This window comes from Pseudomonas sp. B21-032 (assembly GCF_024748965.1).
GTDB lineage: Bacteria > Pseudomonadota > Gammaproteobacteria > Pseudomonadales > Pseudomonadaceae > Aquipseudomonas.
This window is the reverse complement of sequence record NZ_CP087180.1, coordinates 4,745,930-4,764,743: the sequence shown is the minus strand read 5'-3', so window position 1 is coordinate 4,764,743 and position 18,814 is coordinate 4,745,930. Positions and strand designations below refer to the sequence as shown.

Annotated in this window: 17 protein-coding genes and 1 pseudogene; 8 read left to right on the top strand and 10 right to left on the bottom strand. The window is 63.9% G+C overall.

Annotated features, from left to right (window positions below; all coding sequences use genetic code 11):
* Window positions 1–145 precede the first annotated feature (145 nt).
* The gene (locus LOY54_RS21935; protein ID WP_093379957.1) at window positions 146–1,024 is read left to right on the top strand and encodes a helix-turn-helix domain-containing protein; all 879 of its coding nucleotides are present in this window, start codon (window positions 146–148) and stop codon (window positions 1,022–1,024) included.
* On the opposite strand, the gene LOY54_RS21930 is transcribed toward LOY54_RS21935, so the two are convergent.
* Window positions 1,017–1,190 carry a hypothetical protein gene (locus tag LOY54_RS21930; RefSeq protein WP_184959330.1) on the bottom strand — a complete coding sequence of 58 codons (174 nt, stop codon included), beginning with the start codon at window positions 1,188–1,190 and terminating at the stop codon, window positions 1,017–1,019. The genes LOY54_RS21935 and LOY54_RS21930 overlap by 8 nt on opposite strands.
* 71 nt (window positions 1,191–1,261) lie before the next feature.
* Window positions 1,262–2,170, bottom strand: a complete 909-nt coding sequence (locus LOY54_RS21925) for a LysR family transcriptional regulator (RefSeq protein ID WP_045197516.1) — start codon at window positions 2,168–2,170, stop codon at window positions 1,262–1,264.
* A 105-nt stretch (window positions 2,171–2,275) separates the two neighbouring features.
* Between LOY54_RS21925 and LOY54_RS21920 the strand changes: the two genes are divergently transcribed.
* Entirely contained in the window at window positions 2,276–3,157 is an 882-nt protein-coding gene (locus LOY54_RS21920) for an MBL fold metallo-hydrolase (RefSeq protein WP_258607907.1), read from the top strand.
* Between the two features lie 30 nt (window positions 3,158–3,187).
* Window positions 3,188–3,802: an NAD(P)-dependent oxidoreductase gene (locus LOY54_RS21915; protein ID WP_045197520.1), complete on the top strand. Its 615-nt coding sequence runs from the start codon at window positions 3,188–3,190 to the stop codon at window positions 3,800–3,802.
* Here the strand turns inward: LOY54_RS21915 and LOY54_RS21910 are convergent.
* Window positions 3,799–4,677, bottom strand: coding sequence for a LysR substrate-binding domain-containing protein (locus tag LOY54_RS21910; RefSeq protein ID WP_258607906.1), 879 nt, complete (start codon window positions 4,675–4,677; stop codon window positions 3,799–3,801). The two genes, LOY54_RS21915 and LOY54_RS21910, sit on opposite strands and share 4 nt — an antisense overlap.
* Window positions 4,678–4,790: 113 nt before the next feature.
* Between LOY54_RS21910 and LOY54_RS21905 the strand changes: the two genes are divergently transcribed.
* A complete protein-coding gene (locus LOY54_RS21905; RefSeq protein WP_258607905.1) occupies window positions 4,791–6,428 on the top strand; it encodes a 5-guanidino-2-oxopentanoate decarboxylase in 1,638 nt (545 codons plus the stop codon).
* Window positions 6,425–7,858 (top strand): aldehyde dehydrogenase family protein, encoded by a 1,434-nt coding sequence (locus LOY54_RS21900; protein WP_258607904.1) that lies wholly within the window; start codon window positions 6,425–6,427, stop codon window positions 7,856–7,858. The genes LOY54_RS21905 and LOY54_RS21900 overlap by 4 nt, the downstream gene beginning before the upstream one ends.
* Before the next feature lie 14 nt (window positions 7,859–7,872).
* Here the strand turns inward: LOY54_RS21900 and LOY54_RS21895 are convergent, their stop codons facing one another.
* Window positions 7,873–8,802 carry an AraC family transcriptional regulator gene (locus LOY54_RS21895; RefSeq protein WP_045197533.1) on the bottom strand — a complete coding sequence of 310 codons (930 nt, stop codon included), beginning with the start codon at window positions 8,800–8,802 and terminating at the stop codon, window positions 7,873–7,875.
* A 203-nt stretch (window positions 8,803–9,005) separates the two neighbouring features.
* On the opposite strand from LOY54_RS21895, the gene LOY54_RS21890 reads away from it, so the two are divergent.
* Both LOY54_RS21890 and LOY54_RS21885 read left to right on the top strand, forming a co-directional pair.
* Window positions 9,006–9,314, top strand: a complete 309-nt coding sequence (locus LOY54_RS21890; protein WP_045197535.1) for an antibiotic biosynthesis monooxygenase family protein — start codon at window positions 9,006–9,008, stop codon at window positions 9,312–9,314.
* A 38-nt stretch (window positions 9,315–9,352) separates the two neighbouring features.
* The gene (locus tag LOY54_RS21885) at window positions 9,353–9,595 is read left to right on the top strand and encodes a hypothetical protein (RefSeq protein WP_213603373.1); all 243 of its coding nucleotides are present in this window, start codon (window positions 9,353–9,355) and stop codon (window positions 9,593–9,595) included.
* On the opposite strand, the gene LOY54_RS21880 is transcribed toward LOY54_RS21885, so the two are convergent.
* Together LOY54_RS21880 and LOY54_RS21875 are read right to left on the bottom strand one after the other, a co-directional pair.
* Window positions 9,585–10,196, bottom strand: coding sequence for a flavin reductase family protein (locus LOY54_RS21880; protein WP_195884920.1), 612 nt, complete (start codon window positions 10,194–10,196; stop codon window positions 9,585–9,587). The genes LOY54_RS21885 and LOY54_RS21880 overlap by 11 nt on opposite strands.
* Before the next feature lie 116 nt (window positions 10,197–10,312).
* Window positions 10,313–10,558: pseudogene (locus LOY54_RS21875) on the bottom strand (hypothetical protein); the annotation flags it as partial.
* 322 nt (window positions 10,559–10,880) lie between these two features.
* Here LOY54_RS21875 and LOY54_RS21870 point away from each other — a divergent pair.
* Complete coding sequence (locus LOY54_RS21870) at window positions 10,881–11,636, top strand: hypothetical protein (protein WP_195884919.1); 756 nt, start codon at window positions 10,881–10,883, stop codon at window positions 11,634–11,636.
* A gap of 69 nt (window positions 11,637–11,705) precedes the next feature.
* Here the strand turns inward: LOY54_RS21870 and LOY54_RS21865 are convergent, their stop codons facing one another.
* The 4 genes from LOY54_RS21865 to bglX form a co-directional block, all read right to left on the bottom strand.
* Window positions 11,706–13,025: an MFS transporter gene (locus tag LOY54_RS21865; RefSeq protein WP_045197546.1), complete on the bottom strand. Its 1,320-nt coding sequence runs from the start codon at window positions 13,023–13,025 to the stop codon at window positions 11,706–11,708.
* A 184-nt stretch (window positions 13,026–13,209) separates the two neighbouring features.
* Complete coding sequence (locus LOY54_RS21860) at window positions 13,210–14,544, bottom strand: sigma-54 dependent transcriptional regulator (RefSeq protein ID WP_258607902.1); 1,335 nt, start codon at window positions 14,542–14,544, stop codon at window positions 13,210–13,212.
* On the bottom strand, window positions 14,538–16,295 hold the full coding sequence (locus LOY54_RS21855; protein WP_093379981.1) for an ATP-binding protein: 1,758 nt from the start codon (window positions 16,293–16,295) through the stop codon (window positions 14,538–14,540). The genes LOY54_RS21860 and LOY54_RS21855 overlap by 7 nt, the downstream gene beginning before the upstream one ends.
* A gap of 60 nt (window positions 16,296–16,355) precedes the next feature.
* The gene (gene bglX, locus LOY54_RS21850; RefSeq protein WP_258607900.1) at window positions 16,356–18,647 is read right to left on the bottom strand and encodes a beta-glucosidase BglX; all 2,292 of its coding nucleotides are present in this window, start codon (window positions 18,645–18,647) and stop codon (window positions 16,356–16,358) included.
* Between the last annotated feature and the right edge of the window lie 167 nt (window positions 18,648–18,814).

Sequence of the window (18,814 nt, the reverse complement as noted above, 5' to 3'; positions counted from 1 at the left end):
AGCGCAGGGCCGAAAGCAGCTTATGATTGTTGTGCTTGCATTTTTCGCTTGGAAAGACGGGCGAAGAAGGGATAAAAACCGCAGGAAGCAGGACTTTTCACTAATCAGTGCGATTATCGGGCATTGCCCTGGAGCCAGTTGATCAATGAGCAAGGCGTCGATACCGGTATTCAAACTGTATGGCGAACAGTTGCAGTGGCCGACCCCGGACCTGCTGCACTGCGAGTCGATCCCGGCGCGCAGCCGCTTGCACGACTGGGAAATCGAGCCCCATCGGCACGCCGATCTGTGCCAACTGCTGTTTCTTTATGCCGGCCAGGCCGAGATCGAAGTCGAAGGCCAGGTGCGGCGCCTGGAACAGGCGGCGATTCAGGTGGTACCGGCGCTGTGCGTGCACGGCTTTCGTTTTTCCAGCGATGTCGACGGCTACGTGGTGACGCTGGCGGCGCCGCTGGTCAACCTGCTGCACACGCAACTGGCCGGCGCACCAGCGGCCCTGGCCCAGGCCGGCACCTACCTGGCAGGCGACGATCGCAACTATCTCTACAGCCTGTTCAGCGCCTTGCAGCAGGAGTACCAGCGGGACCTGCCCGGGCGCGATTTGCAGTTGCGCTCATTGATAAACCTGTTGGTGGTGTGGATCAGTCGCCAATGTTTGCAGCGTCATGGCCAAGGCCTGGCGGTGGCACGCGGACGTGAGTATCTGGAGCGCTTCAACGCGCTGGTCGAGCAGCAGTTTCGTCAGCAGCCGAGCGTCGAGGCGCTGGCCCATGAGGTGGGGATTTCGGTGGCGCACCTGAACAGCATCTGCCGTGAACTGGCCGGGCAGTCGGCCTTGCAGATCATCCATCAACGCCTGTTGCTCGAAGCCAAGCGCGAGCTGATCTACACCAGCCTGAGCATCAAGCAACTGGCCGACAGCCTGGGCTTTGCCGACCCTGCGTATTTCTCGCGGTTCTTCCGCCGCCTGACCGGCAAGGCGCCCAGTGACTTTCGTCACCAGCCCGGGCAATCACCTACTTGAGTGCGCTCAGCGTCGCGGTGTGCGGCACGCAGTGCGCCAGGCTGCAACTGGCGGCGGAGTAGGGTTGATTGCGGATCTGTTCAACCCGCCAGGCGGCGGTGGCATACAAGCCGACCGCAGCGGCCATGGCACAGATAACGGCGCATTTTCTGGATTTGACGCCCATGATACTCACCTCCTGCCAACCACCTACAGGTGCTATTCAAAGCATAGGTCAGCTTGGCCGGGTGTGCCCGTCTAGAGCAGGTCCTGGTCCCAGATGGGCTCGGCGGTAAAGCGCTCGGCGAGAAAGTCGAGCATGCTGCGCAGGGTCGCCGGCATGTGCTTGCGCGAGGTGTACACAGCGTTGAGGTTCAGCTCGCGCGGCTTGGCCCGGGGCAGCAGGCGAACCAGCTCGCCACTGCGCAGGGCGCCGGCAGCCTGGTAGGTCGGCAGCATGGCCACACCGGCGCCAGCCAGCGCCGCCCGTTGCAGGGTCATGGCTTCGTTGGCGCTGATGTTGCCTTGCACCGGTACCGACACCACCTCGCCAGCCACGTCGAAATGCCACAGGCTGCGACCGAAGTAGGAATGGGTCAGGCAGTTGTGCTGGCTGAGCTCCTGCACCTGCTGCGGCGCCGGGTGCTGGCGCAGGTAGGCGGGCGAGGCGCAGATCACCGAGCGGCATACGCTCAGGCGCCGGGCGATCAGGTTCGGGTCCAGGTCGTTGCTGGTGCGGATCGCCAGGTCGATGCGCTCATCCACCAGGTTCACCGTGCGGTCGAGCATCTGCAGGTCGATCTTTACCCCGGGATAGCGTTTGACGTAGTCGGCTACGGCGTCCATCAACTGTGCCTGGCCGAACGAGGTGCTGACGCTGATGCGCAACTCGCCGCGCGGCGCATCGTTGGGGGTACTGACCGCGGCCTGCAGGTCGCCGGCAAGCTCGAGCATCTGCCGGCAGCGCGGCAGGGTTTCCTGGCCGGCGGCGGTCAGGCTCAGGCGCCTGGTGGTGCGCTGCATCAGGCGCGCGCCGACCCAGTCCTCAAGCTCGGCCAGGTAGCGGGAAACCACCGGCCGGGAGAGTTCCAGGTGGTCGGCGGCAGCCGATTGGCTGCCCAGGTCGACCACGCTGACGAAAACCCGCATTGCTGTCAGACGATCCATGATTTGCCCGCTTTCAGAAACAAACTAATCCTAAGCATCGCATTTTTTGTGACAGATCGTGCAACTAAGCTGTTGCTCATTGCCCACTTCACAGGAATCACCTTGATGCCTCGTTCGTTCTCCCTGCGCCGCTTGTTGCTCGCCTTTGCCACCCTTGGGGTCATGGCCCAGGCTTCGGCCGCCGAGCCGCTTAACCTGGATGTCTACAACCCGGGTAGCAATGCCTTGTTTCCGGTCAGTTCGGTGATCGTCAGCGGCAAGCATGACGCCATCCTCGTTGACGCCCAGTTCGGCAAGGCCCAGGCCGAACAGGTACTGGCCAAGCTGCAAGCGAGCGGCAAGCAACTGACCACTATCTATATCAGCCACGGTGACCCGGACTACTACTTCGGCCTGCAGACCCTGACCGACGCCTACCCCAAGGCCAAAGTCGTGGCCTCGGCGGCGACCGTCGCCCATATCGAGCAGACCATGGACGGCAAGCTGGCCTACTGGGGCCCGCAGATGGGCGCCGACAAGCCGGCGAAGCTGATCGTGCCGCAAGTGCTGCAAGGCACCGAGCTCAAGCTTGAAGGCCAGCGCCTGCAAGTGGTTGGCCTCGACGGCCCGCAACCGGACCGCAGTTTCGTGTGGATTCCGTCGATCAAGGCGGTGGTCGGTGGCGTGGTAGTCGCCGAGAACCTGCACGTTTGGATGGCCGACACGCAGTCGGCGCAATCGCACAAGGACTGGCTGGCGACCCTCAAGCGTATCGAGCAGCTCAAGCCCGACACCGTGATCCCTGGCCACTACCTGGGCCAGAGCAGCCGTTCGCTCAAGGCGGTGCAGTTCACCGCGGACTATATCCGTGCCTTCGACGAAGAAACCGCCAAGGCTGGCAACGCCGCCGAACTGATCGCGGCGATGAAAAAACGTTACCCGGACCTGGGCGAAGAGAGCTCGCTGGAGCTCGGCGCCAAGGTCGCCAAGGGCGAGATGAAGTGGTAAGCGTTGTTCAATCCTGACTGGAGAATGTCCATGAGCAAGATCGCAATCATTGGGGCTACCGGCCGTGCTGGCAGCCAGTTGCTGGAAGAGGCCCTGCGCCGCGGCCACAGCGTTACCGCCATTGCCCGAGACCCGTCGAAACTGCAGGGGCGTGAGAGGGTGAAAAGCGTGGCGCTGGACGTCAGCGATGCCGCCGCCCTTGAACAGGCAGTCGCTGGCCACGACGTGGTACTGAGCGCCGCACACTTTTCCAGCATCAAGCCGCAGGCCATCATCGAGCCGGTCAAGCGCGCCGGGGTCAAGCGCCTGCTGGTAGTAGGCGGGGCCGGCAGCCTGTTGCTGCCGTCGGGGCACAAGGTCATCGACAGCCCGGACTTTCCCGAGGCCTACAAGGCTGAAGCCACCGCCGGCGGCCACTACCTTGACACTCTGCGTCAGGAACAGGAACTGGACTGGAGCTTCCTCTCGCCTTCGGCCGAGTTCGTCGAAGGTGAGCGCCGCGGCGCTTACAAACTGGGCAAGGATCACCTGCTGATCGGCGCCGACGGCAAGAGCTGGATCAGCTTTGCCGACTACGCCATCGCCATGCTCGATGAAGTAGAGAAACCGGCACACTCGCGCCAGCGCTTCACCGTCGGTTACTAAGACACCTGGGCCTGCTCGCACAACCAGGCGAGCAGTTCCAGCAAGGCGGCTGAGGCAGTGCCTTGTGGCCGCACCAGGTAGTAAGCCTGGCCGGTGCTGACCTTGAGCGGGAACGGCGTCACCAGCCGTCCGCACTTGAGGTCATCACCGATCAGCGACCAGTCGCCGATGGCCACCCCGGTGCCCTGAGAGGCCATGGACATGGCCATGTCCAGGGTTTCGAAATGCTGGCCCTTGCCCTGCCGGGGCAGGTTCGCCCCGGCGGCATCGAGCCAGGCATTCCAGTCGCGCTGGTCGCGGGTCGGGTGCAGGAGCATGTGCTGATCAAGGTCGGCGACCTGTTGCAAGGGCAGGGCGCCGCTCAGCAGTTGCGGCGCGCACACCGGCGTCAGTTGTTCATCAAAGAGCTTCTGGGTCTGCAGGCCATGGTTGGGCCGGGCGCCATAGACCACCGCCGCATCGAACACTTCCCGACGAAAATCCACCCCGTGCTGCACCGTGGTGGTCAGCTCCACCGGCACCTCCGGGCGCAGCGCCTGCCATTCCATCAGCCGTGGCAGCAGCCAGCGCATCACACACGTCGGGGCCTTGAGCTGCAAGGTGGTGCTGCGCGCACCGACCTGCTGCACGCCTTCCTCGATCAGGGCGAACACCTGCTGCACCCGCGGCAGCCAGTCCTGGCCTTCGCGGGTCAGGCTCAGGCCGCGGGCCTGGCGTAAAAACAGCGGATAACCCAGGTGCTCTTCAAGGCCGGCAATCTGCCGGCTCACCGCACCCTGGGTGATGTGCAGCAATTGCGCGGCGCGGGTGAAGTTGCAGCACTGGGCGGTGACCAGAAAGGTGTGCAGCGCAGGCAATGGAGGCAGGCGTTTCATCAGCTTGAGCCATGACTTGGGAACATGGCTAGTATGAGCTTTTTTGCATTGTGCAGGTAGCCGTCGGGCGGTCCAATACAGGCTGTTTCCCGAACAATTACAGGCACACGATCATGGCGACTTGCGGCGAAGTACTGGTCAAACTCCTTGAAGGCTATGGCGTAGACCATGTCTTTGGAATTCCCGGCGTGCATACCGTGGAACTCTATCGCGGGCTGGCAGGCTCGAGCATCCGCCACATCACTCCGCGCCACGAGCAAGGCGCTGGCTTCATGGCTGACGGCTATGCCCGTACCCGTGGCAAGCCGGGTGTGTGCTTCATCATCACCGGCCCGGGCATGACCAACATCACCACCGCCATGGGCCAGGCCTACGCCGATTCGATCCCGATGCTGGTGATCTCCAGCGTGCAGTCGCGCGACCAGCTGGGTGGCGGGCGCGGCAAGCTGCACGAGTTGCCGGCGCAGGGCAACCTGGTGGCCGGTGTGGCGGCGTTTTCCCACACGCTGATGAGCGCCGATGACCTGCCGTCGGTGCTGGCCCGTGCCTTTGCCGTGTTCGATGGCGCCCGGCCGCGCCCGGTACATATCGAGATTCCGCTGGATGTGCTGGTCGAAGACGCCGATCACCTGCTGGCCTGTACGCCAGTGCGCATCGCCCGTGCTGGCGCCGCGCCTGCGCCGGTTGCGCAAATGGCCGCCATGCTCGCTGCCGCCCGGCGGCCGCTGATTCTCGCCGGAGGTGGCGCCATTGACGCCAGCGCCGCGCTGACTCGCCTGGCTGAATACCTGCAGGCACCGGTAGCGCTGACCATCAATGCCAAGGGCGTACTGCCGGCCAGCCACCCGCTGCAGATCGGCTCGACCCAGTCGCTGGTGGCCACCCGCGCCCTAGTCGCCGAGGCCGATGTGGTGCTGGCGATCGGTACCGAGCTTGCCGAGACCGACTACGACGTGACCTTCAAGGGCGGTTTCGAGATCCCCGGTGAGCTGCTGCGCATCGACATCGACCCCGACCAGACCGTGCGCAACTACCCGCCGAAGGTCGCTTTGGTCGCCGATTCGACCATCGCCACCCAGGCCCTGCTGGTCGCCCTGGCCGAGCAACCGGCCCCGGTGCGCGGCGCCGAATGGGGCGCGGCCCGTGCCGCGCGCCTGCGTGAGGTGCTGCAAGCCGAGCGCGACCTGCCGATGCGCAGCCAGACGCGCATGCTCACAACCCTCCTCGAAACCCTGCCCGGCGCAGTGCTGGTCGGCGATTCGACACAGCCGGTGTACACCGGCAACCTGACCCTGGACATGGACCAACCGCGGCGTTGGTTCAACGCCTCGACCGGCTACGGTACCCTCGGTTACGCCCTGCCGGCAGCCATGGGCGCCTGGCTGGGTAGCGCTGAAGTGGCGGCCGAGCGCGCGCCGGTGGTGTGTCTGATCGGTGACGGTGGCTTGCAGTTCACCCTGCCGGAGCTGGCCAGTGCCCGTGAGGCGCAGGTGCCGCTGATCGTGCTGTTGTGGAACAACCAGGGCTATGAAGAGATCAAGCGCTACATGGTCAACCGCGCCATCGAACCGGTCGGTGTCGACATCTACACCCCTGACTTTATTGGCGTGGCCAAGGCCCTGGGCTGCAGCGCCGAATCGGTGGGTGACCTTGCCCAGTTGCGTGAAGCCTTGCGCCAGGCTTGCGATCGCAAAGGCCCGAGCCTGATCGAAATCGACCAGGCCACCTGGATGCAGGCGGTGCCCGCATGATCAAGCTGCCTGGCATTTATATCGAAGGCGTCTGGCAGCATGGCCCGCAAGCGCTGACGGTAATCAACCCGAGCAACGAGCAGGTGCTGGCGGAAGTTGCCGGGGGTGACGCTGAAGCCGTCGAACGGGCAACGCTGGCTGCCCAGGCTGCGTTTGTTGAGTGGTCCACCTCCAGCGGGCCGACCCGTGCGGCGATCTTGCGGGCCATTGCCGAGGGCGTCGAAGCGCGCCGCGAGCGCCTGGTGCAGTTGCAAGCCAGCAACAACGGCAAGCCGCTGGCTGAAGCCCAAATCGATGTCGATGATGTCGTCGCCACTTTCCGCTATTACGCGGAACTCGCCGATAACCTCGGGCGTGACCGTTCGGTGGCGCTGCCCAGCGAAGATTTTGTCGCCCGGGTGCGCCGTGAACCGTGCGGGGTGGTCGGCTTGATCGTGCCGTGGAACTTCCCCATGGTCACTACCGCCTGGAAGCTCGCGCCAGCCCTGGCGGCCGGCTGCTGCGTGGTGCTCAAACCGTCGGAAGTCACGCCGCTGGCCGAGCTGGAACTGGCGGCAATCATCGCCGAAGCGGGGCTACCGCACGGGGTGTTCAACCTGGTCTGTGGTACTGGCCTTGCAGTGGGCGCGCCGCTGGCGGCCGATCCGCGTGTTGCCAAGATTTCCTTCACCGGCAGCAATGCGGTGGGTGTGCAGGTCATGCAGCGCGCGGCGGAAACGGTCAAGGGCGTGAGCCTTGAGCTGGGCGGCAAGTCGCCGTTGCTGGTGCTCGAGGACGCCGACCTCGAACTGGCAGTGGAGCTGGCTTGCCTGGGTGGCTTCTTCAATGCCGGGCAGATGTGTTCAGCGACCAGCCGGGTGCTGGTCGCCGAAGCCCTGTACCCGGCATTTATCGATGCCCTGAAGGCCCGCGCCGAAGGGATTCGCGTCGGCGAGCCGTTCAGCGGCGACAGTGAAATGGGGCCGCTGGTCAACCAGGCCCAGTACCAGCGGGTGCAGGCGCATATCGCCGCAGGCCTGCAAGCAGGGGCGCAGTTGCTGTGTGGCGGCTCACGGCCGGCGCAGCTGCCTTGCGGCTATTTTGTCAGCCCGACGGTGTTCACCGAGGTGCCACTGGACAGCGCCTTGTGGCGCGAGGAGATCTTCGGCCCGGTGCTGTGCGTGCGTTCGTTTGCCACTGAAGCCGAGGCGCTGGCGCTGGCCAACGATACCGAGTTCGGCTTGGTGGCCAGTGTACTCAGCCGGGACTTGCAGGCGGCTGAACGGGTCGCCAATGCCTTGCAGGCAGGGCTGGTGTGGATCAACGCGCCGCAAGTGATTTTCCCGCAGACGGCCTGGGGTGGCTACAAGCAGAGCAGCCTGGGACGGGAGCTGGGGCCTTGGGGCTTGAGTGCGTTTCAGGAGATCAAGCACGTAGTCAGGGCGGTGTAGGCCGCGATAGCTATCTAGAGCGCGCTGCGCAACCTTGCCAGGTCGCGCACCGGCGGCGCCCCATACAAGCGGCTGTACTCGCGGCTGAACTGCGAGGGGCTTTCATAGCCCACCCGATAACCCGCCACTGCCGCCTCCAGCCCGTCATTAAGCATCAGCCGCCGCGCTTCCTGCAGGCGCAGCTGCTTCTGGTACTGCAGCGGGCTCATGGACGTCACTGCCTTGAACCGGTGATGCAGGGTCGAAGTACTGAGGTTGACCTCGCGCGCCAGTTCGTCGATGCGCAATGGCCGATCAAAGTGCTGGTTGAGCCATTCGATGGCCTGGCACACCCGGTGGGTCTGGCTGTTGGCCATGGCAATTTCATACAGCCGGTAACCCTGCGGGCCACGCAGCAACCGATAGAGAATCTCGCGCTGGATCAGCGGTGCGAGGATCGGGATGTCCTTGGGTGAATCGAGCAAACGAATCAGCCGCAGCAACGCATCGAGCAACAGCGGATCGGTCCGTTCCACATACAGCCCGCGCCCCGACGGCAAGCTCGGTACGCCCAGCGGGCCGGCATCGGCCAGCAGGTTGTTGATCTGCGCCGGGTCGATGTTCAGGCGCACGCCCAGGCTGGGGTTTTCCGGGCTGGCCTCGAGCAGTACGCCGCTGATCGGTAGTGCCACCGACACCACCATGTAATGCAACGGGTCGTACATATAGCGCTCGTCGCCCAGGCACACCTCCTTGCTGCCATGGGCCAGGATGCACAGCGCAGGTTCCGCCAGGGCCGGCATGGAGCGCACGCTTTCTTCGTAGCGCACCAGAAACAGGTCTTCAACCGCCGACTCGACGCCAGCCTGGCGTGGTGCATGGCGCTGGATGAGATCGGCCAGCTCCTGGCGCTGGCGCTCCAGGGCAGGGTCGAGGATCAAGCGGTTGGGGTCGGTAGCGGACATGGGAGCGATTCCTCGGAGAACGACTGCAGGATAGGTTTGTGCAAGCCACGGCGCTAGTCGAAAGCTGCCGCCTGCTTGCCTGATCCTGCAAGACCCGCAGGATCAGGCAAGCGCTCGACAGGAATCGCCTAACCGCCGCGCAGGCGCGTGGCCTAACCTGTGCAGCCTGGCAATTTCATCTGGCTGCACATGGAGAAACGCTCATGACCTCGGCACAATCGGTCACCCACCTTGCTTTTATCCGCGCCAGCAGCGGTCGTTCAGACGAACTGGGCGAGCGCCTGCGTGATCTGCTGGAACCCTCGCGCCAGGCCCCCGGCTGCCTGAAATTCAGCCTGCAACGCTCCCAGGCCGACGCCGACCTGTGGCTGCTCAGCGGCTTCTGGCGCGATCAGCAATCGATGAGTGGTTACTTCGCTTCACCGACCCTCGAGCTGTTCGGCGAGTTGGTACAGGCGCGGGTGGTCGACAGCCTCGACCTGCATACCTTCGGCGAACCATCTGCAGGTTAGAATGGCGGCTTTCGGCAATTGATGTGGATTCAAGGCACATGGCACGTAAAGAATTTTCGCAGTTCGAAGCAGTATCGGCAGCCGTACGCGGCGACGACGGTTACCACGCCGCCATCGCCGTCAAAGGCCTGGGCGCCTCTGGGGCGCCGCGCTTTCACAAGGTCTTGCTGGAGCAGACCTTCAAGACCGCATTGGCCGCTGATGAAGCAGCCTGCGCCGAACTTGAACGCCTGCAGGGCGTCGATGACGACGCCGAGCTGGTCTGGCAACTCAGCTGTTGACCTGCGGGCGGGCCATTTTGAACAGGTTGCCCAGCTCGAAGTAATCCGCCGGGCCGCCGCCACGCAGGATCGGCTGGCCCGCAGCGGTATCGTAGATACCGTCCTTGAGCAGGTGCTCGGCGATATGCACCGCCACCACTTCACCCAGCACCAGCCAGCTAGGCACCAATGCCTGGTCGGCACTTTGCAGCTGGATGATCTGGGTCACCTTGCACTCGAACGACACCGGGCTTTCTTGCACCCGCGGCACCGCAATCACCTTTGACGCGACGGGCGTCAGCCCGCTCAGGGCGAACTCGTCGACCTGCGGCGCAACCGCAGCGCAGCTCTGGTTCATGGCCTCGGCCAGCGGCAAGGTGGCCAGGTTCCAGGCGAACTCGCCGGTCTGCTCGATGTTGTTCAGGCTGTCTTTACGCCCGACGCTGGAAAAACCAATGATCGGCGGAATGTAGTTGAAGGCGTTGAAGAAGCTGTAGGGCGCAAGGTTCAGGCGACCTTCGGCGTCCTGGGAGGAAATCCAGCCAATCGGGCGGGGGCCGACGATGGCATTGAACGGATCGTGGGGCAGGCCGTGGCCTTTTGCCGGTTCGTAGTAATACATCTGCGCTGGCCCGAAGGCCTTCCCTGTGAGTAAGCCTCTAGTGTGCCAAGGCTTGGCCTTGCTGAAAATGACTAAGCCCGGCCGAAGCCGGGCTGACTGCGTCGCAGCAGGGATTAGCTGATGCGGTGGGCCTGGGTGCGATCGAAGCCGTCTTCAGCGAATTTGGCGCCGCCAGTGCGATCGAAACCGTCTTCGGCAAATTTGGCCGCGCCAGTGCGATCAAAACCATCTTCTGCATAAGTGGCCGACTGGCTTTGCACGGCGCTGAAGTTGTGGCCGTATGTGCGGTCGAAGCCGTCTTCGGCGAATGCGTTGGCAGCCAGTACCGAGAAGGCCAGGGTCAGGATCAGTTTGCTTTTCATGGTCGTTGCTCCGAGGTGGTGAGGGGTTGTTTGTTTCTATGGGTTTAATGCTACGCCGATTAAATTGATTAAAAAGCGCAAAAAATAGCGTATAAAAATCGAATAACTAGATGTGTTTAGCGACAGTCCCGCCTTTATCGCGCACCTGTGGGAGCGGGCTTGACCCGCGATGCAGGCAACCCGATCTCCCATGGGTGAACAATGCCCCCCCAGGATTAATCAGTCGTTAAACCGGCCAAAACACTTTTTTCATCAGCCCACTACCGATTTTTCATCGGCGCTTGCGCAGTCTCTGCCGCACCTGACACTGGAGCGCTACCCGATGAATAAACTCCCCCAGATCACCTTGGCCTTCTGGGTCATGAAGATCTGCGCCACCACCCTCGGCGAGACCGCCGGCGACCTGCTTTCAATGACATTGAACGTGGGCTACGCCATGAGCTCGCTGATCCTGATCAGCGTGTTTCTCGCCACCCTGGTCACCCAACTGTTTTCCAGGGCCTACCACCCAGTGCTGTACTGGCTGGTAATCCTTTCCACCAGCACCGCCGGCACGACCATGTCCGACTTCATGGACCGCACGCTGGGCCTGGGCTACGCCACCGGCTCGGCGATCCTGATCGGCATTCTGTTGCTGACCTTTGCCCTCTGGCGCCTGAGCGGCAATCCGCTCAACGTCAATCACATCAAGACGCGCAAGGGCGAGTTGTTCTACTGGGTGGCGATCCTGTTTTCCAACACCCTGGGCACGGCGCTGGGCGACTACCTGGCAGACGATTCGGGCCTGGGCTTTGCCGGTGGCGCCTTGCTGATCGGCAGTGCCATTGCCCTGGTGGTAGTGGCCCGGTACTGGACCCGGCTGTCCGGCGTTGTGCTGTTCTGGATCGCCTTCGTGCTGACCCGGCCCTTTGGTGCGACCCTGGGCGACTTCCTCACCAAACCCCATGAAAAGGGCGGCCTGGACTTCGGCACGGTAGGCTCATCGGCGGTATTGGGCGGTATCTTGCTGGCGATGATCGGCCTGGCCTATTACTACAACAATCGCAATCAGCGCCAGGCGCTGGCCGAGTTGTCCTGAACCGGGTCATGCAAAAAAGGGGCGTCCATTGCTGGACGCCCCTTTTCATTTACAGCGCAAAGTTGGCTGTCAGTCAGTGGTGATCCGCGAATGCTTGCGGGTGTCCTTCATGAACACATACACCAGCAACGAGCAGGCGATACAGGCAGTCACATACCAGTAGTAGCCGGTCTCCATGCCGATGCTCTTGAACCACAGCGCGACGTATTCAGCCGTACCGCCGAAGATCGACACGGTCAGGGCGTACGGCAGGCCAACGCCCAGGGCGCGGATTTCGGTCGGGAACAGCTCGGCTTTGACCACGGCGTTGATCGAGGTGTAGCCGCTGACGATGATCAGCGCCGCCATGATCAGGAAGAACGCGCCCCACCAGGTTTCGATGGTGTGCAGGGTGGTCAGGATCGGGACCGTGCACAGGGTGCCGAGCACGCCGAAGGCGATCAGGATCGGGCGTCGGCCGATCTTGTCGGAGAGGCTGCCGATGACCGGCTGCAGGCACATGAACAGGAACAGGGTGGCCGCCGAAATGGTGGTCGAGTCGGAGATGCTCATGCCCACCGTGTTCACCAGGTACTTCTGCATGTAGGTGGTGTAGGTGTAGAAGGCCAGGGTGCCGCCCATGGTCAGGCCGACCACGGTAGCCAGCTCTTTCGGATGGCGCATCAGGGTGCGCATCAGGCTTTCCTTGGACTTTTCCTTCTTGGTGAAGGAGGCGGTTTCTTCCATGCCGCGACGCAGGTACAGGGCAACCACCGCGCACAGTGCGCCGATCACGAAGGGTACGCGCCAGCCCCAGGCATACAGCTGCTCGGTGGTCAGGGTCTGCTGCAGGATGATCAGCACCGCCAGGGCGATGAGCTGGCCGGAGATCAGCGTCACGTACTGGAAGCTGGAGAAGAAGCCACGGCGTTCCTTGGTGGCCATCTCGCTGAGGTAGGTGGCGGAGGTGCCGTACTCACCGCCTACCGACAGGCCTTGCATCAGGCGGGCGATGACCAGCAGTACCGGTGCGGCGACGCCGATGGTTTCATAGCCCGGGGTCAGGGCGATGACCAGCGAGCCTGCGCACATCAGCAGTACCGAGGCCATCAGTGCGGCCTTGCGGCCCTTGCGGTCGGCGTAGATACCCATCAGCCAGCCGCCGATCGGGCGCATCAAAAAGCCCACGGCGAAGATCGCAGCCGTGTTGAGCAACTGGGCAGTGGTGTCGCCAGCAGGGAAGAAGGCTTTGGCGAAGTACAGGGAAAACGCGGCGTAAACGTACCAGTCGTACCATTCGACCATGTTGCCGATCGAACCGCTGAAAATCGACTTGAGTCGGCTTCGGGTGGTTTTTTCCGCGGCGGGCGCAACGGCCGCCCCGGCGGGCAGGGTGGTGGAGTTATCCATCGAAGGGACCTTCATAGTTGTTTTTGTGGAGCGCGCCGAAACGCAGCCTGCCAGGGCTATAGCAGAAGCTGTGCCAGGTGCTGGAAGCCCGGTCTAGAAGGGTTGTATGGATGTGGTGAGCGGAAATCCGCCTATTCAAACGGGTGGATCGGCGAAAATCCGCTTATGTTGATCGGCGTTTCGATCAAGCAGGGCCGAGAAAATCTTCACGCAACAGGCCGTGGCGTTGCATCTTCTCGTTGAGGGTGCGCCGCGGCAGTTGCAGCTCTTCCATGACCGCCTTGATCTCGCCCTTGTGCCGGCTCAAGGCGGCGCGCAGGCACTGGGCCTCGAAGGCCTCCTGCTGGGCGGCCAGCGACTGCCCGGCTTCGATGGGCGCCGCTGTCGGTTCGCCCAGCCCCAGGGCATGGCGTTCGGCGGCGTTGGCCAGTTCACGGACGTTGCCCGGCCAGTCGTGCCCCAGCAGCTTGCCCAGGTGCGCGCCACTGAGTAGCGGCGCACTGCGGCCAACGCGCTCGGCGGCCAGGCGGGCGAAGTGGTTGAACAGCAGCGGAATGTCTTCACGGCGCTCGCGCAACGGCGCCAGGCGCAATTCGGCGACGTTCAGGCGGTACGCGAGGTCTTCGCGAAAGCGTCCGGCGCGGGCTTCTTCAAGCAGGTCGGGCTTGGTTGCGGCGATGATCCGCAGGTCGACGCTGATGCTCTGGTTGGCGCCCAGGCGTTCGAGCTTCTGCTCCTGCAGCACGCGCAGCAGCTTGGCCTGCTGGGCCAGCGGCATGCTTTCGATTTCGTCGAGGAACACCGTGCCGCCGTTGGCGTATTCAAGCTTGCCGATGCGCTTGCCCTGGGCGCCGGTGAAGGCGCCGCTTTCATGGCCGAACAGCTCGGCTTCGAACAGCTGCTCGGGGATTGCCGCGCAGTTGAGGGCAACGAAAGGCTTGCCGGCGCGCGGGCCGAAGTCGTGCAGGCAGCGTGCGACCTGCTCCTTGCCGCTGCCGGTTTCGCCGCGAATCAGCACATTGACCGGCAGGCTGGCGAGGTCCAGCACCTGCTTGCGCAACTGCTGCATGCCCTGGGACACACCCAGCAGGTTCGCCTCCAGGCGCACCTTGAAATCGGCCTGCTCATGCAGGCGGCGGTTCTCCAGCACCAGCTGGCGTTTTTCCAGGGCGCGGCGCAGGCTGCCGAGCAGGGCTTCGGGGCTGAAGGGTTTTTCCAGAAAGTCGTAGGCGCCGTTGCGCATGGCCTCGACCGCCATCGGCACATCGCCATGCCCGGTGAGCAGAATCACCGGCAGGTCGGCATCGCTGGCCTGCAGCTGTTCAAGCAACTGCAGGCCGTCCATGCCGGGCATGCGCACGTCACTGAGGATCACCCCGGGGAAGTGCCCGGGCAGTTGCTCAAGGCAGTCTTCGGCGCGGCTGAACAGTTGCACGTTGAAGCCCGACAGGCTCAGCCACTGCTCTACGGCGGTGCGGATGCTGGCTTCATCGTCGACAACCATTACTGAGTTCAACATGCAGGTTCCGGGTCCATAGGCAGGGTCAGGCTGAAACGGGCGCCGCCGGGCTGGTTTTCAACCTGCAGGCGGCCACCGGCTTCGTGAATGATGCCATAGGAAATCGCCAGGCCCAGGCCCAATCCTTCGCCCACCGGCTTGGTGGTGAAGAACGGGTCGAAGACACTGCCCAGGTGTTCGGCGGGGATACCGCCGCCGCTGTCGAGCACGCTCAGGCGCCAGTGCTCCTGCTCGGCATCGATGCGCACCTCAAGGCGTTTGTAGCTCTTTTCGGCCATGGCATCCAGGGCGTTGCGCAGCAGGTTGATCAGCACCTGCTCAAGGCGGATCGCATCGCCGCGCACCCAGGCCGGGCGGGCCAGGTACAGGGCGACGCTGACGTCTTCGGCGCGGATCCGCGCATCGAGCAACTGCAGTGCCTGGTCGACCACGGTGGCCAGGTCCAGGCGTTCGCGCAGGCCGCTGGGGCTGTTGCGGGCGAAGGTCTTCAGGTGCCCGGTGAGCGCCGCCATGCGCGTCAGCATCTGCTCCAGCGGCTCCAGGGCCTGGCGCGCTTCGTCCAGGCGCTGGTTGTCGAGCAGCAGGCGCAGGGTTGCCAGTTGCATGCGCTGGGTGGTCAAGGGTTGGTTGATTTCGTGGGCCAGGGCCGCCGACATCTGCCCCAGCGCCGCCAGTTTGGCCGATTGCACCAGGCCTTCCTGGGCGGTGCGCAGGTCGCGGGTGCGGGCCTCGACCAGGCGTTCGAGCTCTTCGCGACTGCGCTGGCGCAAGCGCGCCAGGCGCAGGCGTTGGCTGATGAACAACAGGGCGAACACCAGGCTTAGCCACACGGCAGCGGCGGCCAGCGCGGCGTTGCGCCCGTCATCGCTGACCTGCGGCTTGCGCAGCAGGTGCAGGGTCCAGCCTTCGGCCTCCAGCGGCAGGCTTTCCCACAGGTAATCGGTGCTGCCCTCGGGGCCCTGCACGCGCATCAGGTGGCTGTTGGCGTCGAAGCTGCTGAGGATATGGTGCTGCAATGGCACCAGCGGTTGCTTGTCGTACTGGCGGGTAGCGGCCAGTTCCGCGCGGTCGGCGCTGCTCAACGGTTGCAGTTCGCGGTAGCGCCAGCCGTCCTGGTTGGCGATGAAGATGATCCCGCGGGCGTCGCTGACCAGGAGGATATCGCTGCCCTGGCGCCATTCGCGCTCAAGCTCGGGGAACTCCAGCTTGACCACCATGGCGCCGAGAAAGCGGCTGTTTTCATCATGCACGGCACTGGACAAGAAATACCCCGGCACGCCGCTGGTCACGCCCACCGCATAGAAGCGGCCGCTGCCCTGGCTGCGGGTCTGCTTGAAGTACGGGCGAAAGCCATAGTTGGAGCCGACATAGGTGCTGGGCAGGCGCCAGTTGCTGGCGGCCACGGCCAGGCCGGTGCGGTCGAGCAGTTCCAGGGTCGAGGAATTGGCCGCGCCGTTGATGCGTTCCAGTTTGCGGTTCAGGGCGTCCTGCACCGGGCCTGCGACTGGCCCGCGCAAGGCGCTGATCAGTTCCGGGTCGAGTGCCAGCACGGCGGGCAAGGCGCGGTAGCGCTCGATCAGGGTGTGCAGCGACGTGGCATACAGCCCCAGTTGCTCATTGGCCCGGCGGGCATCCTCGACCATCGACTGGCGCTTGGCATGGTGCATGGCCCAGCCTGCGGTCAGCAGGGTACCGGCAAGGATGAAGAACAGAATCAGGCCCAGACGCAGGGCGCGAAAGGAAGAAGGCATGGTGCAAGTCCCGGCAGTGGGGAAGGCCTCCTGGCCTTCCCTTGGAGCATGGCAACGTTGTTACAGCAGCTCGAAGCTCTGTTGTTGCACGGCCTGCGAATCGAGGCCGACCTGGACCCGGAACTCGCCCGGTTCCGCCGCCCATTGCAGCTGGCCGTTGTAGAACTTCAGGTCGTCGGCGTTGATGGTGAAGCGCAGGGTGCGTTCTTCGCCAGCCTTGAGCATGACTTTCTGGAAGTTCTTCAGCTCCTTGACCGGGCGGCTCATGGACGCGGTGACGTCCTGCAGGTACAGCTGCACCACGGTTTCGCCATCACGCTTGCCGGTGTTCTTGACCACGATGCTGGCTTCCAGGTCCTGGCCCTGTTTGACCGTCTTGCTCGAAAGCTTCAGGTTCGCCAGGCTGAAGTCGCTGTAGCTCAGGCCGTAGCCGAAGGGGTACAGCGGGCCGTTTGGCTCTTCAAAGTACTGCGAGGTGTAGTTGCCTGGCTTGCCTGGGGTGAACGGGCGGCCGATGCTCAGGTGGTTGTAGTACATCGGGATCTGCCCGACCGAGCGCGGGAAGGTGATCGCCAGCTTGCCCGACGGGTTGTAGTCGCCGAACAGCACGTCGGCAATGGCGTTGCCGCCTTCGGTGCCGCTGAACCAGGTTTCCAGAATCGCATCGGCCTGCTCGCGTTCCCAGGCCAGCGACAGCGGCCGGCCGTTCATCAGCACCAGCACCAGCGGTTTGCCGGTGGCTTTCAGGGCCTTGATCAGCTCGCGCTGGGCGGCGGGGATTTCCAGGGTGGTGCGGCTGGACGATTCGTGGGACATGCCACGGGACTCGCCCACCACCGCCACCACCACGTCGGACTGCCTGGCAGCCTTGACCGCTTCATCGATCAGCACCGCGGCAGGGCGCGGATCGTCGATGATTTCCGGGGCATCGAAGTTGAGGAAGTTCAGGTAGTCGAGGATGGCCTTGTCGTGGGTGACGTTGGAGCCTTTGGCGTAGATCACCTTGGCCTTGTCACCGAGCGCCTGGCGCATGCCTTCGCGCACAGTGATCGATTGCTGCGGGCGGCCGGCGGCGGCCCAGCTGCCCATCATGTCGATCGGGGCATCGGCCAGCGGGCCGACCAGGGCGATGGTGCCGGCTTTTGCCAGCGGCAGGGTCTGCTGGCGGTTTTCCAGCAAGACCAGGCTGCGGCGCGCGACGTCACGGGCCTCGGCGCGGTGCAGGCGGCTGTCGGCATAGGTGTCGGCCGGGTCGTCGCTGGCCTTGCCGATGCGCCGGTAGGGGTCTTCGAACAGGCCCATGTCGTACTTGGCGCCGAGCACTTCGCGCACGGCGTTGTCGATATCGGCCTGCTGGATTTCACCGGCCTTGAGCAGGCTGGCCAGCTCTTCGCCGTACAGCGAGTCGTTCATGCTCAGGTCGATGCCGGCCTTGATCGCCAGCTTGGCGGCTTCGCGGCCATCGCGGGCGACACCGTGACGCACCAGTTCGGTGATCGCCCCGTGGTCGCTGACGGTCACGCCTTTGAAGCCCCAGTCCTTGCGCAGCAGGTCGTTCATCAACCAGGTGTTGGAGGTCGCCGGTACGCCGTTGATCGAGTTCAGCGCCACCATGACCCCACCGGCGCCGGCATCGATGGCGGCGCGGTAGGGTGGCAGGTAGTCGTTGAACATCTTGGTCGGGCTCATGTCGACCGTGTTGTAGTCGCGCCCGCCTTCCACCGCGCCGTACAGGGCGAAGTGCTTGACCGCGGCCATCAGGCTGGTTGCCGCCGCCGGGCTCGGGCCCTGGAAGGATTCGACCATCACCTTGGAGATGCGCGAGACCAGGTAGGTGTCTTCGCCGAAGCCTTCACTGGTACGGCCCCAGCGCGGGTCGCGGGCGATGTCGACCATCGGTGCGAAGGTCATGTCGATGCCGTCGGAGGCGGCCTCGGCGGCGGACACCCGGCCAACCTTGGCGATCGCTTCCATGTCCCAGCTGGCGGCCAGGCCCAGGCTGATCGGGAAGATCGTGCGGTGGCCGTGGATCACGTCGTAGGCGAAGAACATCGGGATTTTCAGCCGGCTCTTGGCGGCGGCATCCTGCATCGGCCGGTTTTCTGCGCGGGTGATCGAGTTGAAGGTACCGCCGATGCGGCCGGCGGCGATTTCCTTGCGGATCATCTCGCGGGGCATTTCCGGGCCGATGCTGATCAGGCGCAACTGGCCGATCTTTTCATCCAGGGTCATCTGCTTGATCAGGTTGGCGATGAACGCCTGTTTGTCCTGCAGCGGGGCGGCAGAGGTGTCGGCAAAGGCCGATTGACTGGCCAGGCTGACAACCAGACCCAGCAAACACAGCTTGTTCATGAATTCTGTTCTCAAGGCTTGCGGCAGTATTCACGGTGATACTGCCCAGCCGAAGTTGGGGAAGCGGCTATTGTTGTAGTTTGCTGGGGCATCTTTTAGCCGATTGGGCGATCCCGATCCAGCGGCGATGACGGATTATGCCTCAAGTCCGGTGAATCACGGCGATC